At 66.3% G+C, this 14619-nt stretch carries 14 protein-coding genes; 10 read left to right on the forward strand and 4 right to left on the reverse strand.

The genetic code is table 11. The features are described from left to right. The first annotated feature begins 8 nt into the window (after positions 1-8). Genes WI560_RS08510 through ccoS form a run of 3 tightly spaced genes read left to right on the forward strand, consistent with a single transcriptional unit; the run spans position 9 to position 2856 of the window. Positions 9-494 carry a FixH family protein gene (locus WI560_RS08510; protein ID WP_375307632.1) on the forward strand — a complete coding sequence of 162 codons (486 nt, stop codon included), beginning with the start codon at positions 9-11 and terminating at the stop codon, positions 492-494. A gap of 11 nt (positions 495-505) precedes the next feature. After that, complete coding sequence (locus tag WI560_RS08515) at positions 506-2689, forward strand: copper-translocating P-type ATPase (RefSeq protein WP_375307633.1); 2184 nt, start codon at positions 506-508, stop codon at positions 2687-2689. Further along, positions 2689-2856: a cbb3-type cytochrome oxidase assembly protein CcoS gene (ccoS, locus tag WI560_RS08520; RefSeq protein ID WP_028135119.1), complete on the forward strand. Its 168-nt coding sequence runs from the start codon at positions 2689-2691 to the stop codon at positions 2854-2856. Before WI560_RS08515 ends, ccoS begins: the two co-directional genes overlap by 1 nt. On the opposite strand, the gene WI560_RS08525 is transcribed toward ccoS, so the two are convergent. Both WI560_RS08525 and WI560_RS08530 read right to left on the reverse strand, forming a co-directional pair. Continuing rightward, complete coding sequence (locus WI560_RS08525; protein ID WP_375307634.1) at positions 2853-4055, reverse strand: MFS transporter; 1203 nt, start codon at positions 4053-4055, stop codon at positions 2853-2855. The genes ccoS and WI560_RS08525 overlap by 4 nt on opposite strands. 93 nt (positions 4056-4148) lie before the next feature. Beyond that, positions 4149-4631, reverse strand: coding sequence for a cupin domain-containing protein (locus tag WI560_RS08530; RefSeq protein ID WP_375307635.1), 483 nt, complete (start codon positions 4629-4631; stop codon positions 4149-4151). 12 nt (positions 4632-4643) lie between these two features. On the opposite strand from WI560_RS08530, the gene WI560_RS08535 reads away from it, so the two are divergent. Beyond that, on the forward strand, positions 4644-4820 hold the full coding sequence (locus WI560_RS08535; protein WP_375307636.1) for a hypothetical protein: 177 nt from the start codon (positions 4644-4646) through the stop codon (positions 4818-4820). A gap of 91 nt (positions 4821-4911) precedes the next feature. Next, on the forward strand, positions 4912-5628 hold the full coding sequence (locus tag WI560_RS08540; RefSeq protein ID WP_375307637.1) for a peroxiredoxin-like family protein: 717 nt from the start codon (positions 4912-4914) through the stop codon (positions 5626-5628). Positions 5629-5832: 204 nt separating this feature from the next. On the opposite strand, the gene WI560_RS08545 is transcribed toward WI560_RS08540, so the two are convergent. Then, positions 5833-6714, reverse strand: a complete 882-nt coding sequence (locus WI560_RS08545) for a LysR family transcriptional regulator (RefSeq protein WP_375307638.1) — start codon at positions 6712-6714, stop codon at positions 5833-5835. Positions 6715-6893: 179 nt separating this feature from the next. On the opposite strand from WI560_RS08545, the gene WI560_RS08550 reads away from it, so the two are divergent. The 3 genes from WI560_RS08550 (at position 6894) to WI560_RS08560 (ending at position 9954) form a co-directional block, all read left to right on the forward strand. Then, positions 6894-7718, forward strand: a complete 825-nt coding sequence (locus WI560_RS08550) for a 3-hydroxybutyrate dehydrogenase (protein WP_375307639.1) — start codon at positions 6894-6896, stop codon at positions 7716-7718. 70 nt (positions 7719-7788) lie between these two features. Continuing rightward, positions 7789-8937, forward strand: a complete 1149-nt coding sequence (locus tag WI560_RS08555; protein ID WP_375307640.1) for a patatin-like phospholipase family protein — start codon at positions 7789-7791, stop codon at positions 8935-8937. A 72-nt stretch (positions 8938-9009) separates the two neighbouring features. Further along, positions 9010-9954, forward strand: coding sequence for an oxygenase MpaB family protein (locus tag WI560_RS08560; protein WP_375307641.1), 945 nt, complete (start codon positions 9010-9012; stop codon positions 9952-9954). A 190-nt stretch (positions 9955-10144) separates the two neighbouring features. Here WI560_RS08560 and glgA read toward each other — a convergent pair whose 3' ends face one another. Then, positions 10145-11560: a glycogen synthase GlgA gene (gene glgA, locus WI560_RS08565; RefSeq protein ID WP_375307642.1), complete on the reverse strand. Its 1416-nt coding sequence runs from the start codon at positions 11558-11560 to the stop codon at positions 10145-10147. A gap of 182 nt (positions 11561-11742) precedes the next feature. Here glgA and WI560_RS08570 point away from each other — a divergent pair, with 182 nt between their 5' ends. Continuing rightward, on the forward strand, positions 11743-12939 hold the full coding sequence (locus tag WI560_RS08570) for a CaiB/BaiF CoA transferase family protein (protein ID WP_375307643.1): 1197 nt from the start codon (positions 11743-11745) through the stop codon (positions 12937-12939). Positions 12940-13068: 129 nt separating this feature from the next. Continuing rightward, positions 13069-14613 carry an ABC transporter substrate-binding protein gene (locus WI560_RS08575; protein WP_375307644.1) on the forward strand — a complete coding sequence of 515 codons (1545 nt, stop codon included), beginning with the start codon at positions 13069-13071 and terminating at the stop codon, positions 14611-14613. Positions 14614-14619: the final 6 nt, after the last annotated feature.

The raw sequence follows: 14619 nt of genomic DNA on the forward strand, positions 1-14619 counted from the left end.
AGACCATCATGTCATCCAAGCCGCTGACCGGAACCAAGGTGTTCCTGATGCTGGTCGCCTTCTTCGCCCTCGTGATCGGCGTCAACGCCACCATGATGAAGCTGGCGATCGCGACGCTGCCGGGAACCGAAGTCGACAGCGCCTATGCCGCAGGCCTGACCTACGACCGCGAGATCTCGGCGGCGCAGGACCAGGCGCTGCGCAAATGGAAGGTCAACGCCCATATAGAGCGCCGCAACGACGGCGCTGCCTTGGTCCAGGTCGAGGCGCGCGATGCCGGCGGCCAGCCGCTCTCGGGGCTGAAATTCGGCGGACGCCTGGAGCGGCCGACCGACAAGCGCGCCGACCTTGCCGTCGAGCTCACCGAATCCGGCATCGGCCTCTATCGCGGCGATGCCGCTTCCGTCGCGCCGGGCCAGTGGGACCTGGTGATCGAGGGCGAGGCGCGGGGGACGCGCGTGTTCCTGTCGCGCAACCGCGTGATCCTGAACTGAGGGATTTTGTCATGCACGTCACGCGGGATTTCTCGCACTACGTCCGGGCCGCGGGCGAGGGCGTCCAGCACATCGATCTCGCGGTCGAAGGCGTTCATTGCGCCGGCTGCATGGCCAAGATCGAGCGCGGCCTGTCCGCTATCCCCGACGTCACGCTGGCGCGCGTCAACCTGACCGACCGCCGCGTCGCGCTGGAATGGAAGGCGGGCACGCTCGACCCTGGCCGCTTCATCGATCGGCTCGAGGAGCTAGGCTACAAGGCCTATCCATTCGAGACCGAGAGCGCGGAGGCGGCGGAGGTCGCCGAATCGCGTCTCCTGCTGCGCTGCCTCGGCGTTGCTGCCTTCGCCACCATGAACGTGATGATGCTGTCGATCCCGGTGTGGTCGGGCAACGTTTCGGACATGCTGCCCGAGCAGCGCGACTTCTTCCACTGGCTCTCGGCGCTGATCGCATTGCCGGCGGCGGCCTATGCCGGCCAGCCGTTCTTCCGCTCGGCCTGGCGCGCGCTGTCGGCGAAGACGACCAACATGGACGTGCCGATCTCTATCGGCGTGATCCTCGCGCTCGGCATGTCCGTGGTCGAGACCATCCACCACGCCGAGCACGCTTATTTCGACGCGGCGATCATGCTGCTCACCTTCCTCCTGGTCGGCCGCTTCCTCGACCAGAACATGCGGCGGCGGACCCGCGCGGTCGCCGGCAACCTCGCCGCGCTCAAGGCGGAGACGGCCGCCAAGTTCGTCGGACCCGACGAGATCTCGCAGGTTCCGGTGGCAGCCATCAATCCCGGTGACATCGTGCTGCTCAGGCCCGGCGAGCGCTGCGCGGTCGACGGCACCGTGATCGAGGGGCGATCTGAGATCGACCAGAGCCTGATCACCGGCGAGACGCTCTATGTCACCGCTGAGCAGGGCACGCCGGTCTATGCGGGATCGATGAACATCTCCGGCACGCTGCGGGTGCGGGTCTCGGCCGCCTCCGAGGCGACGCTGCTGGCCGAAATCACCCGGCTGCTCGACAACGCGCTGCAGGCCCGTTCGCGCTACATGCGGCTCGCCGACCGCGCCTCGCGGCTGTACGCACCCGTGGTGCATGCGACCGCGCTTCTGACCATCCTCGGCTGGGTCATCGCGGGTGCAACCTGGCATGATGCGATCGTGACCGGCGTCGCGGTGCTGATCATCACCTGTCCCTGTGCGCTGGGACTGGCCATTCCGACCGTGCAGACCATCGCCTCCGGCGCGATGTTCAAGTCCGGCGTGCTGCTGAATTCCGGCGACTCGATCGAGCGGTTGGCCGAGGCCGATCACGTCATCTTCGACAAGACCGGCACGCTGACGCTGCCCGATCTCGAAGTGATGAATGCCGCCGACATCCCCGCCGACATCTTCGAGCTCGCCGGCCGGCTCGCGCTGTCGAGCCATCATCCGGTCGCTGCCGCCGTCGCGCAGGCCGCCGGCGCCAAATCACCTGTCGTCGGTGCGGTCGAAGAGGCCGGGCAGGGCGTCCGTGCGATCGTGGACGGCGTCGAGCTTCGCCTCGGTCGCCCCTCTTTCTGCGGCGCCGAGGCGCTGGTCGGCAGCGTCGATCCCGAGGCCTCCATCGTCGCGTTCAGCAAGGGCAGCGAGAGATTCGTCCTCTCGGTCCGTCAGGGCCTGCGTCCGGATGCGAAGGCGGTGATCGCGGCGCTGAAGGCGCGCAACATCGGCATCGAGATTCTCTCCGGCGATCGCGAGGCGGCCGTGAAGGCGGCGGCCAACGCGCTCGACATTCCCGAATGGCGCGCCGGCGTCACGCCGGCCGACAAGATCGCGCGGATCGAGGAATTGAAGCAGCGCGGCGCCAAGGTGCTGATGGTCGGCGACGGCATGAACGACGCGCCCTCGCTGGCGGCGGCCCATGTCTCCATGTCGCCGATCTCGGCCGCGCATCTGAGCCAGGCCACCGCCGATCTCGTCTTCCTCGGCCGGCCGCTGGCGCCGGTAATTGCCGCCATCGACGCCTCGCGCAAGGCGCTGCATTTGATGCGGCAGAACCTCTGGCTCGCGATCGGCTACAACGTCCTCGCCGTGCCGGTTGCCATCAGCGGCGTCGTGACGCCCCTGATCGCGGCGGCTGCCATGAGCGGATCGTCGATCCTGGTCATGCTCAATTCGCTACGCGCGCGCAGCGCCTCGCGGGAGATCGTGTGATGGAGATCCTGGTCATCCTGGTCCCGCTGGCGCTGATGCTCGGCGGTGCCGGTCTCGTCGCCTTCCTGTGGTCGCTGAAGAGCGGCCAGTACGATGATCTCGACGGCGCCGCCTGGCGCGCCATTGCCGACGAGGAGCCGGCGCCTGAAGCTCCCACCAAGCGCTAGCGCTTCAAGGCGAAGGTGAGCAGGGCCGCGGCCGCAAGGGCCGCGTCGACGCCGAGCACGCAGGCGGGCCATCCGAAAGCGTCGAACAGGCGCCCGAGCACGGCCGTACCGACCAGCCCGCCGCCAAAATAGCATGCAAGATAGGTCCCGCTGGCAATGCCGCGGTTGTCAGCAGCCGCCTGTCCGACGAAGGCGGTGGCGGCGGCCTGCGCGAAGAATGTGCCGACGCCGACCAGAACCATGCCGGTGAGGACTTCGCTCAGATGTGGCCTCAGCATCAACGGCAGGCCGAGCCCGGCGATGGCGAGCGCGCCCCAGATCGTCGGACGCGTACCGAGCTTTGATGCCACCCTGCCGGCCAGAAGCGTCGTGACGACCGAGGGCAGGAAGACGAAATAGACGAGGCCGAGGTCCATCATGCCAAGCGACAGCGGCGGCCGGACCAGCACGAAATTGACGAAGGTGAAGGTGCCGATGAAGGCGAACAGGATGCAGAAGCCGATGCCGTAGGCGGCCCGGAGCGACGGATTGCGCCAGTGCGCGATCGCGGCGATCAGCGGCGATGTCGCAGGCATGGTCGCATGCATCGGCGGTACACGCTTGATCGTGAAGAAGACCAGGATCGCTCCGGCCAGATTGAGTGCGGCGAAGACGTAGAAATTCCAGGCGAGGCCAAGGCCGTCGGCGAGCGCTGCCGAGAATAGGCGCCCAACGAGGTTGCTGGCGACGTTTCCGGCGATGTAGGCGGCAAATGCGCCACCGGCGTCAATCGTGCTGCATTGCTCGCCGAGATAAGCGAGCGTCAAGGCAAAGGCAGAGGCCATGCACAGGCCCTGCGCGACCCGCAAGACCGTGAAGACGGCAAGATTCGGCGCGCTCGCCAGCAGGCTCGTCGGGATGGCGAGAAGCGCAAGGCTGATGAGGATGCCGGCCCGCCTGTTGATGCGCGGGCTGAAGAGGCCGACCACCAGACCTGCGACGGCCATGCCGAAGGTGCTGGCATTGACGGCGAAGCCCATCGCCGCGGGCGAGACGCCGTAATGGCGCGTCAGTGCCGGCAGGATCGCCTGCGTCGCGAACAGGTCGACGACCGTCAGGAATGCAGTCAACCCGATCACGACCGAGCGAAGCACGAGACCGGATAAATGCGCGTCCATCGCCATTGCGGACGGCTTGATCGGCGTGGAGAGGTCGGTCATGGCGTAATTGTCCGCGTATCGTGGATGGTCATTCCGGGATGGCGCGGCAGCGCCAGGCCCGGAATGGTGGGGATGCAAGCCCCCGAGGCGGCCTCACATGTGATGGTCGTTGGGATCCTTGCGGACGTCGCCGACGTAGAGAATGACGGTCTCCTTGCCGAGGTTCTTCCACCAATGCGAGGTGCCGTGGACCTCGGGACGGATGTCGCCGGCCTTGTGCACGATCGGATCGACGCAGTTGGAGGCGTATTCGACGATCTCGCCCTGCTGCACGAAGATCAGCGCGGGACGGTCGTCATGGCTGTGCCACGGCACGATGCCGCCGGGCGCGATGGTCAGCTTGCGGAAGCGCAGCTCGCGGCCCTCGATATGGGCGGGCTGCTTGCCGAGGTCGATGGCGCCCAGCGTCACGTCGGTGACGCCGACCGGCTTGTAGTCGACCGTCTTTTGCGCGTTCGGCTTGACCTTGTCGGCGGGGCATTCGCCCGCGACGGCAGGCTGCGACGCGAATGTCAGCGCGCCGACGACGGCGAGGCCGGACCAGACCAGGCGCGACAATGTGGGATGCTTGGACATGGGGAGTCTCCTGTGTTGGCCGCAACCTCGCTGGTCGCCGGCTATGACGGGAGCTTCGTCGAGATCGCGTCGATCCTGAAATGCCGGCTTGCTCTCGATGCGATAGCGATCCGCTATGTTGATGCGCGGCGGCTATCGATCCGATTGGGCAACGGCATTTCCGCTTTCGTACCATTCGGCGTCCGATGACAGGGCGCCCGATTGGCGCCCGGTATCGCGCCCCTTGCGGCCGGCCGAACCGGGAAACTAATATTCACCGAATGCAATGCCGGAGCAGAAGATGACATCTCTCTCGCCAGCCGATGCCGAGCAGCTCAGGCTTGCCTTCCAGCGCTGCCGCGACATGGACGGCACCCTGAACGAGCAGCTCCGCGCCTATGCCGATGCCAGCCGTGCGGTCTTTCCGGCCTATGGCGAGGCAGTCGATCGCCTGGTCGCGAGATTGGGTGGGAACGGCGGCGGCGAGACCGCGCCGCGTCCCGGCGATGCAATGCCGCCATTCATGCTGCCGGACGAGGGCGGGCGTCTGGTCGCGCTGCCTGCGCTGCTGGAGCGCGGTCCGCTCGCCGTGATGTTCTTCCGCGGCCATTGGTGTCCCTATTGCCGGCTCAATGTCCGCGCCGTGGTCCAGGCGCTCGATCATATCGAGGCCATGGGGGCGCAGGTCGTCGCAATCATGCCGGAGACGCAGGAATATACTGGACAGCTCAAGGCCGAATCCGGCGCGCCGTTTCCGATCCTGACCGATCTCGACAACGGCTATGCGCTCTCGCTCAATCTCGCGATCTGGCTCGGCACGGAGATCCAGCACCTGTTGTCGTATCAGGACATGGCGAAATTCCACGGCAATGATGGCTGGATGCTGCCGATCCCGGCCGTGTTCGTGGTCGGCCGCGACGGAATCGTCAAAGCGCGCTTCGTCGATCCCGATTTCCGCAAGCGCATGGAGATCGATGATCTGCTCGCGGCGCTGGAGAGCGCGAGCCGGGAGAACTAAGCTTTTCTTCCCTTTTTCCCTTGCGGGAGAAGGCGGCGCGGAGCGCCGGATGAGGGGTCACTAGCCCCATCTACTGGTGTGCGTGGAGATATACCCCTCACCCAAGCGAGTCTGGGTCTGCCAGCGTCGCTGCCCTCTCCCACAAGGGGCGAGGGCACAGCAATGCGCCTCCGCCTCTGGACTGGGGCGGGAGCGCTCGCTCTGCTAGCCAGCAATCTCCCGCCAGTCGGCGCCGCGCAGCATGCGCATCACGGCGTTGGCGACCGCCGTGCGCTGCCGGCCGGCCACGCCGTAGAGGCTGACGGTGCGGCGTGCGTCCAGTCCGGCGACGGTGGCGCGGCTCAGCGTTTCCGGCAAAGGCGAGGTGTGCGGCACCATGGCGACGCCGATGTCGGCTTCGACCAGCTCGATCAGGTCGCGCTCGCTCGAAATCTCGTGGCCATGCTCGATGCCGTGCTCGCGCAGGTTCGCGGAGATGCGGCGCGAATGCTCGCAGAAGGTCCGGCTCAGCAATTGCTCCGAGCGCAAATCGTCCAGCTCGATGCTGCTGCGGCCGGCCAGCCGATGTCCGTCGCCAACGACGAGCTCGAAGCTCTCGGTGAACAGCGGCCAGGTGTCGAGCCGGTCCCAAGCCTCGTCGATCTCGGCGGCGATGCCGAGCTCGGCTTCTCCCTTCTTGAGGAAATCGGCGACCTCACGGCTCGTCCCGCGCAGGAAGCGGAGCTCGAGCCGGTTGAACTGCCGCCTGATCTCGTTGAGATGCGGGATCAGCAATGCCAGATCGATCGAATGCGTCAGCGCGATGCGCAGCGCGCCGACTTCACCGCTCCTGAACGAGGAGGCGAGCGAGCGCGCGCCGACCGCGGCATCATAGCACTGCTTCAGGAGCGGATGCATGCGCTGGCCGAGCTCGGTCAGTTGCGCCGCCGGTCGCTCGCGGCGAAACAGGTCGCCGCCGAGTTCGGCCTCGAGCTGCTTGATCGCGCGCGTCAGCGAAGGCTGCGTGACGTTGCACTCCTCCGCCGCGCGCGTGAAATTGAGCAATCGCGCCACCGCGAGGAAATAGCGGACCTGGTGCATTTCCATGGATCGGCTCCCAGCAAGATCGGCCGGAAACCTAGCCGATCGGAGCCGGAAATGACATCCCGCCCGCGATAGCGCGGACGTATGGAGTTGGAAGCCAGCCGGTATTTCCGTTCGGGCCGCCGATCCTGCAGGGTGTTGCGAAGGCTTGAAGTCCAGTGACCGCCAACGGAGACCGTGCCATGAATATATCGCTGAAGCCGCAGACATCGCAGCCTGCCCGCGCGCTGGCCGGCAAGGTTGCGCTCGTCACGGGCTCGACCAGCGGCATCGGTCTCGGCATCGCACGTGCCCTGGCTGCGGCCGGCGCTGATGTCGTCCTGAACGGCCTCGGCGTCGCCAGCGAGATCGGCCGGACGCGCGAGCAGATCGCGGCCGAATTCGGCGTCAAGGCGAGCTACTCGCCGGCCGACATGACGAGGCCAAAGTCGATCGCCGAGATGATCGCGGCGACCATCGCCGAGTCCGGCCGGCTCGACATCCTCGTCAACAATGCCGGCATCCAGCATGTGGCGCCGCTCGAGCAATTTCCCGTCGAGAAGTGGGATCAGATCCTCGCGATCAATCTGACCTCGGCCTTTCACACGACGCGGCTCGCGCTGCCGGCGATGCGCCGGAATGGGTTTGGCCGGATCATCAACGTCGCCTCCGCGCACGGCCTGGTCGGCTCCCCGTTCAAGGCCGCCTATGTCGCCGCCAAGCACGGCATCGTCGGTCTGACGAAGGTGACGGCGCTGGAGACGGCGGAGCAGCGCATCACCTGCAACGCCGTGTGCCCAGGCTACGTCTATACGCCGCTGGTCGAAGCGCAGATCGACGGGCAGGCCAAGGCGCACGGCATCTCCCGCGATCAGGTCATCCGCGACGTGCTGCTGGCGCAGCAGCCGAACAAGCGCTTTGCCACGGTCGAAGAGCTCGGCGCACTGACGGTGTTCCTGTCGACCGACGCGGCGGCTTCGATCACCGGCATCGCGCTTCCGGTCGACGGCGGCTGGACCGCGCATTGAGATGGGCCGGCGCAACAAGCCGCAACGGCATGTGAATATTCGATCGGTGCAAGCTCACCAGGAGCAGGACATGAATGGCATGCAGGACAACACGCAGAGCAAGGGCGCGGATCTGCCCGGCCAGGTCGTGCTCGTGCTCCAAGGCGGCGGCGCGCTCGGGTCCTACCAGGCCGGCGTGTATCAGGCGCTGCATGAGGCCGGCATCGAGCCGGACTGGATCATCGGCACCTCGATCGGCGCCATCAATGCCAGCCTGATCGCGGGCAATGCACCCGGCCAGCGGCTGGCGCATCTGAAGGAATTCTGGAAGCGGATGGAGCAGAATCCGATCTGGAATCTGCGCACCGCGTTTCCCGGCTTCAACGAGAAGCTCACCTATTGGTCGACCGTCACCAACGGCATTCCCGGATTCTTTCGCCCCAATCCGCTGGCGCATGCCGGTGATTCCTATCCGCTTGGGGCGGATCACGCCGGCTTCTATTCGACCGCACCATTGGAGAGGACGCTGCTCGAGCTGGTCGATTTCAGCCTGGTCAACAGCTGCTCGCCGCGGCTGACGGTCGGCGCGGCCCATGTCCGCAGCAGCCAGATGCGCTATTTCGACAGCCGCGACGGCGAGCTGACCGTGAAGCACGTGATGGCCTCCGGCGCGCTGCCGCCGGCGTTTCCGGCGGTGCGCATCGACGGCGAGCTCTATTGGGACGGCGGCATCCTGTCCAACACGCCGACCGAAGCCGTGTTCGACGACAATCCGCGCAGGAATTCGCTGATCTTCGCCGTGCATCTGTGGAATCCGATCGGCGCTGAGCCGACGACGATGGCGGAGGTGCTGAACCGGCACAAGGACGTGCAATATTCGAGCCGTATCGCGAGCCAGATCGCCCGCCAGCAGCAGGCCCACCGCCTGCGCCACGTCATCAATCAGCTTGCGGCCCGCCTCTCCGAGAGCGAGCGCCGCGACGCCGCAGTGCGGGAGTTGATCAGCTACGGCTGTCCGACCCGGATGCATGTCGTGCGGCTGCTGGCGCCGCAGCTCGATCGTGAGACCCATACCAAGGACATCGACTTCAGCCCGTCCGGCATCATGCGGCGTTGGGACGCCGGCTATGCGCATACGCGGTCCGTGCTCGAACGAAAGCCGTGGATCGGCGAATTCGATCCGCTCGCCGGCGTGGTGCTGCACGAGCATATGGACGTGCTGCCGATGGCGGCGGAGTAGTCGGCTCTTTCATCATCGAATTGCCACAGGCCTTGCGGATCGTCGGTCACCTCGCAGCCGAAGGCCGTGCAGATGGTGTCCGCGAACGATCTCGAGGCAACGCTCGATCAGGTCCGTGCCAACGCAGCGGGAGCGGTGGCCGGCGTGTTCGGTCCTGACACGCTGACCTGGCGGATCGACCGCGAGGCCGTCATCTTTCTCGGCGCCGGCCGCGCGCTGTTGCTGCAGCTGGCCCATCCCTGGGTTGCCGCGGCCATCGCCGAGCATTCCAAAACCTTTGCCGACCCGATCGGACGCTTCCATCGCACCTTCGACATCGTGTTTGCCATGGTGTTCGGCTCCCTTGAGCGGGCGCTACTGTCGTCGCGCCAGCTGCACCGGCGCCACAGCATGATCGTCGGAGAGATGCCCGAGACGGTCGGCCCGTTCGCGGCAGGCTCGCGCTACCACGCCAACGACATCCCGTCGCTGCGCTGGGTCCATGCGACGCTGGTGGAGTCGGCGCTGATGGCGCATGACCTGGTCCTGCCGGCTCTCACGGCGGAAGAGCGCGAGCGCTACTGGAGCGAGAGCCGGCTGTTCGGTGCCTTGTTCGGGTTGACCGCGGACGATCTGCCGGCGGACTGGTCCGGCTTTGCTGCCTACACCGCGGCGATGGCGCAATCGGAGACGCTGACCGTGAGCCCGGCGGCACGCGAGATCGCGACGCAGATCTTTGCCGGCGCACGCCCGTGGCTGCGGCCGCCGCGCTGGTACCGCGCGCTGACGGCGCGGATGTTGCCGGAGCGGTTGCGCGCCGGGTTCGCCCTTGCACTCGAAGCGAAGGACGAGAGGGCGGTCGACAATGCGCTGCGCTGGATCAGGCGTGCCTATCCAAGACTGCCTGACCGGCTGCGCTATGTCGGCCCCTACCAGGAAGCACAGGCACGCCTGCGCGGCGAGCCGCAGCCGGATTGGATGATCCGCTGCCTCAACAGGGCTTGGATCGGACGGCCGCAGATGGACGTGTGCCGCTGAGCGCTTCCGGCGCGTCCCGGACAAGCCACAACGCGCAAAGCGCGTTGCAGTGCAGAGCCGGGACCCAGGAGCCACCAACTGCGACGCGCGATGGGCCCCGGCTCAGCAGCGCACCGTCGAAGAGACGCTGCGCTGCGTCCGGGGCACGAGAGGGCGAGGCGCCCTGAGTTTGTGGAAGCGCCGAAGCGCCTCACACCGACGCCAGCTTGCGGTACAGCGCGGTATAGCTGCCGGCCGAGATGCTCCAGGAGAACGATCGGCCCATGGCGCTGCGGCGCATGGTGTCGAGCTGGTCCTGCGCCATGAAGGCCGAGAAGGCCCGGCGGACGCCGCCGAGGAAGGAATCGCGCGAGGGTTTCGAGAACAGGAATCCGGTCTCGCCGTCGGTGATGGTCTCGGCGAGGCCGCCGGTCTGGTGTCCGATCGGCAGCGAGCCGAAGCGCTGGGCGTACATCTGGCTGAGGCCGCACGGCTCGAAGCGCGACGGCATCAGGGTGAAGTCGCTGCCGGCAAAGATGCGGCGCGCCTGGGCGTCGTTGAAGCCGATCACGACGCCGATGGCGTCGGGGCGGCGGCGATGCGCGTCGATCAAGGCCTGCTCAAGCGCCGGCTCGCCGGAGCCGGTGACCACGATCTGCCCGCCGGCATCGACGATCTCGTCGGCCGCCGACAGCACGAGGTCGATACCCTTCTGGTGCACGAGGCGCGCGACGATGCCGAACATCGGGCCGCGCGAGACCGCAAGCCCGAACTGCTTGCGGACGTAATCAGCATTGGCCCTCTTGCCGGCCCAGTCGCCGGCGCCGAACTGCTGGGCGAGCTGGGCGCAGGAGCGCGGGTCCCAGCTCTCGTCGATGCCGTTGAGGATGCCGGTGAGCTCGGCGGCGTCCGAGCGCAGCCGGAGCAGTCCCTCCAGGCCGCAGCCGAACTCGGCCGTGGTGATCTCGCGCGCATAGGTGCCGCTGACGGTGGTGAGGTGCGAGGCGTAGACGAGGCCCGCCTTGAGGAAGGAGACCTGATCGTAGAACTCGACGCCGTCGATGTGGAAGGAGCTCTCCGGTGCTCCGATCCGCCGCAGCGCGTCCTTCGGGAAAAGACCCTGATAGGCGAGGTTGTGGATGGTCAGGATCGACGGCAGCTTGGCGCCGTGCCAGGCAAGGTAGGCCGGCACGAGCGAGGCCTGCCAGTCATTGGCATGGATCAGGTCTGCTGCCCAATTCTTGTCCAGCTTGCCCATGGCCAGCTCAGCGGCGGCGGAGGCAAATCGGGCGAAGCGAATGTCGTTGTCGGGCCAGTCGCGCCCGGACTCGTCGCCATAGGGATTGCCGGGCCGGTCGTAGAGTTGCGAGCAGAGCAGCACGTAGACCGGCAGGCCGTCCTTGGTCGCGGCTCGGCCGAGCGAGCATGCCGGCATTTCCGCGAACGCCGGGCAGCGGCCAACGATCTGAATATGCGTGAGTTGTTCGATGATGTCGCGATAACCGGGCAGCATGACCCGGATATCGGCAAAGGAGCGAAGCGCGCGGGGGAGAGCTGCGGATACGGCGCCAAGGCCGCCGACGCGGACGAAGTCGTCCATCTCAGTCGTGACGAACAAGACCCTCAAGAACAGCTGCCCTCTTCCGATCCCGTTTGCTGCTATGCAAGAACGGGTCCAGTTGCCCACGAAATCTCAAAGCCCGCCCACGCGGCACGTCCGTTCGGTAAAGACTTTCCTACTCAGCCGCCGCCCTCTAGGGTCGCCGCATCAACAAGAGAGAACATTGAAGGTTCCAAGGGGCTCCGGGGATGCAGCTAGCAGATAAGCATGAGGGGACGACGACAAAGGCCTTCGCCGGCCTCCGCGTCCTGGATTTTTCGACCACCATCGCCGGTCCTCACTGCGCGCGCATGCTTGCCGACATGGGCGCCGAGGTCATCAAGATCGAGACCGAGGGCGGCGAGACGATGCGGACCCGGCCGCCGCTGCGCAAGGGCTGCAGCACCACGTTCGGCCAGCTCAATGTCGGCAAGAAGAGCGTGGTGCTCGACCTCAAATCGGAGGACGGCAGGGATGCGGTCCGCCGGCTGGCCGCGACGTCGGACATCCTCGTCGAGAACTTCCGCCCCGGCGTGATGCACCGGCTGCGGCTCGACTATGACAGGCTGCGCGCCGTCAATCCGAGGCTGATCTATTGCTCGATCTCCGGCTACGGCCAGAGCGGCCCTTCGGCCGAGCTGCCGGCCTATGCGCCGGTAATCCATGCCGCCTCCGGCTACGACATGGCGCATCTGGCCTACCAGCCCGGCCGCAACCGTCCCGATTATTGCGGCATCTATCATGCCGATGTGGTCACCGGCACCTATGGCTTCGGCGCGATCGCCTCCGCGCTCTATCAGCGGACCGTGACCGGGCTCGGCCAGCATATCGACGTGTCCATGCTGGAATCGATGCTGTCGCTGACGCTGACCGAGCTGCAGAGCGCGCAATTTGCCGTGAAGCCGCCGCCGCGCCCGATGTTCGGACCGACCGAGACGGCAAACGGCTACGTCATGATCACGGTCGCCAGCGAGAAGACGTTCCAGGGATTGATGGGCGTGATCGGCCACGGCGAATGGATCACCGACCCGCGCTTCTCGACCTATGCCCCGCGTCGCGAGAATTGGGCCGAGGTGATGGACGGGGTCGAGGCCTGGTCCCGGCAGCTCACGACCGATGCGTGTCTCGCCGCGCTCGGCGCGGCCGGCGTGCCGGCTTCGGCCTATCGCACCGTGGCCGAGGCGCTGGCCGATCCGCAGCTCGCGCACCGGCAGGCGCTCACGTCCGTGCAGGACGAGGGCGGCTCCTTCAAAGTGCTCAACCTGCCGTTCCGGATGTCGGGCGCGGACACCGCGCCCGCCACGACGATGGCCGGGCTCGGGGAGCATACCGATGCGCTGCGCGAGGAGATTGGCCTCGCCGATGATGCGCCAATTCCGACAGGCAAAACAGCCGCGACACGCTGAGCAACGTTGCGCCGCACTGCGGCGTGTGATCTCGCACGCGTTCCTCTTGCGGTGGCGCGGTTTTGCCGCCACTCTCGCCCCAGTCATTCAGCGATCCGAAACATCGGACGAGGGATCCGGGGAGGAACCATGACGAAGATTGCTGCTGCGGCGCGCAAGCGCGCGCCGATATTCCTTGTTGCGGCATTTGCCCTCCTTCCACTGACTGGGCCTGCGCAGGCGCAGAAGTCCGGCGGCAGCATCACCGTCGGCCAGGAGCTGGAGATTGCAGGCTTCGATCCCCTGAAAGTCGGCGTCTACGACACCTCGACCTTCACGGCTGCCGCCGCCATCTTCGACACGCTCACAACGCTGGACGAGAAGGGACAGGCCGCGCCGAAGCTCGCGGTGTCCTGGACTCATTCCGACGACTACATGACGTGGACCTTCAAGCTGCGCGAGGGCGTGAAATTCCACGACGGCACCCCGTTCAACGCGCAGGCCTTCAAGGAGAATTTCGACCGGCAGAAGGATCCCGCCAACAAGTGCCGCTGCGCCTTCTACATCACCAACATCAAGGAAGTGCTGGCGCCGGACGAATACACCCTGGTCTACAAGCTCACCGACCCTTCCGTGAATCTGCCGGCGGTGATCACGATTCAGAGCCAGAACAACGCGGTGCATTCGCCGACGGCGTGGAAGACCAAGGGGGACGACTACAATCGCAATCCCGTCGGCACCGGTCCCTACATCCTGAAGTCATGGACCGCCGGCGACCGCATGGTGCTGGAGAAGAATCCAAACTACTGGGACAAGGGCCGACCCTATCTCGACCGCATCATCCTGAAGCCGCTGCCCGACGCGCAGTCGCGCTTCGCCTCGCTGCAATCGGGAGAGGCCGACATCATCTGGGACGACGAGAACGACGCCGACAACATCATGAAGGCGCAGAAGGATCCCAAGCTCACGGTGCACACCTACAAGGGCTCGGGCGCGGCGGTCTACGCCTTCAACACCAAGGTCGCGCCGTTCGACGATGTCCGCGTGCGCCAGGCGCTGGTGATGGCGATCGACCGCCCGAAAATGTCACAGGCGATCACCAACGGTCTGAGCCGGCCCGCGAGCAATCCTTACGGTGACGGCTCCTGGGTGAAATGCAAGGACGACGGCGCGCTGCCGTTCGACGTCGAGAAGGCCAAGGCACTGATCAAGGATTACGGCAAGCCGGTCGAGTTCAAGATGCTGGTGACCGCGACGCCGCGCGGCCGCATGGTCGGGCAGGTGCTGCAGCAGTTCTGGAAGCGCGTTGGCGCCAACATGGAGATCGAGCAGGTCGACCAGGCCACCATTCCCTCGCGCGCCTTCACCCGCCAGTTCCAGATGACGCCGTGGCGCATCGTCGATCTCGCCGATCCCGATCCGCAGATGTACGCGAATTTCCGCAGCGGCAGCCCGCTGGCGCTCGCCGGATACTCAAGCCCCGAGCTCGACAAGCTGCTGGACCACGCGCGCGTCACGGCCGACCTCGGCCAGCGCACCGAAGATTACTGCGCCATCAGCCGCCTGATCAACAAGGAGGCGATCTGGTTCTGGACCTTCCAGAACACCTATTACGCTCTGTCGAGCGCCAAGCTGAAGGGCTTCCCGAAGATGTACAACGGCGTGATCGACGTCTCGAGGACCTGGCTGGAATGATGGCGC

The organism is Bradyrhizobium sp. A11 (assembly GCF_042077125.1).
GTDB classification, from domain to species: domain Bacteria; phylum Pseudomonadota; class Alphaproteobacteria; order Rhizobiales; family Xanthobacteraceae; genus Bradyrhizobium; species Bradyrhizobium japonicum_B.

Excerpts from the sequence above, each read along its gene's own strand:
- WI560_RS08560 (WP_375307641.1), top strand. The coding sequence starts at position 9,010 with ATGGTGTCCGCGAACGATCTCGAGGCAACGCTCGATCAGGTCCGTGCC.
- WI560_RS08575 (WP_375307644.1), top strand. The coding sequence starts at position 13,069 with ATGACGAAGATTGCTGCTGCGGCGCGCAAGCGCGCGCCGATATTCCTT.
- WI560_RS08515 (WP_375307633.1), top strand. The coding sequence starts at position 506 with ATGCACGTCACGCGGGATTTCTCGCACTACGTCCGGGCCGCGGGCGAG.
- WI560_RS08530 (WP_375307635.1), bottom strand. The coding sequence starts at position 4,631 with ATGTCCAAGCATCCCACATTGTCGCGCCTGGTCTGGTCCGGCCTCGCC.
- WI560_RS08525 (WP_375307634.1), bottom strand. The coding sequence starts at position 4,055 with ATGACCGACCTCTCCACGCCGATCAAGCCGTCCGCAATGGCGATGGAC.
- WI560_RS08555 (WP_375307640.1), top strand. The coding sequence starts at position 7,789 with ATGAATGGCATGCAGGACAACACGCAGAGCAAGGGCGCGGATCTGCCC.
- WI560_RS08510 (WP_375307632.1), top strand. The coding sequence starts at position 9 with ATGTCATCCAAGCCGCTGACCGGAACCAAGGTGTTCCTGATGCTGGTC.
- WI560_RS08545 (WP_375307638.1), bottom strand. The coding sequence starts at position 6,714 with ATGGAAATGCACCAGGTCCGCTATTTCCTCGCGGTGGCGCGATTGCTC.
- WI560_RS08550 (WP_375307639.1), top strand. The coding sequence starts at position 6,894 with ATGAATATATCGCTGAAGCCGCAGACATCGCAGCCTGCCCGCGCGCTG.
- WI560_RS08570 (WP_375307643.1), top strand. The coding sequence starts at position 11,743 with ATGCAGCTAGCAGATAAGCATGAGGGGACGACGACAAAGGCCTTCGCC.
- ccoS (WP_028135119.1), top strand. The coding sequence starts at position 2,689 with ATGGAGATCCTGGTCATCCTGGTCCCGCTGGCGCTGATGCTCGGCGGT.
- WI560_RS08540 (WP_375307637.1), top strand. The coding sequence starts at position 4,912 with ATGACATCTCTCTCGCCAGCCGATGCCGAGCAGCTCAGGCTTGCCTTC.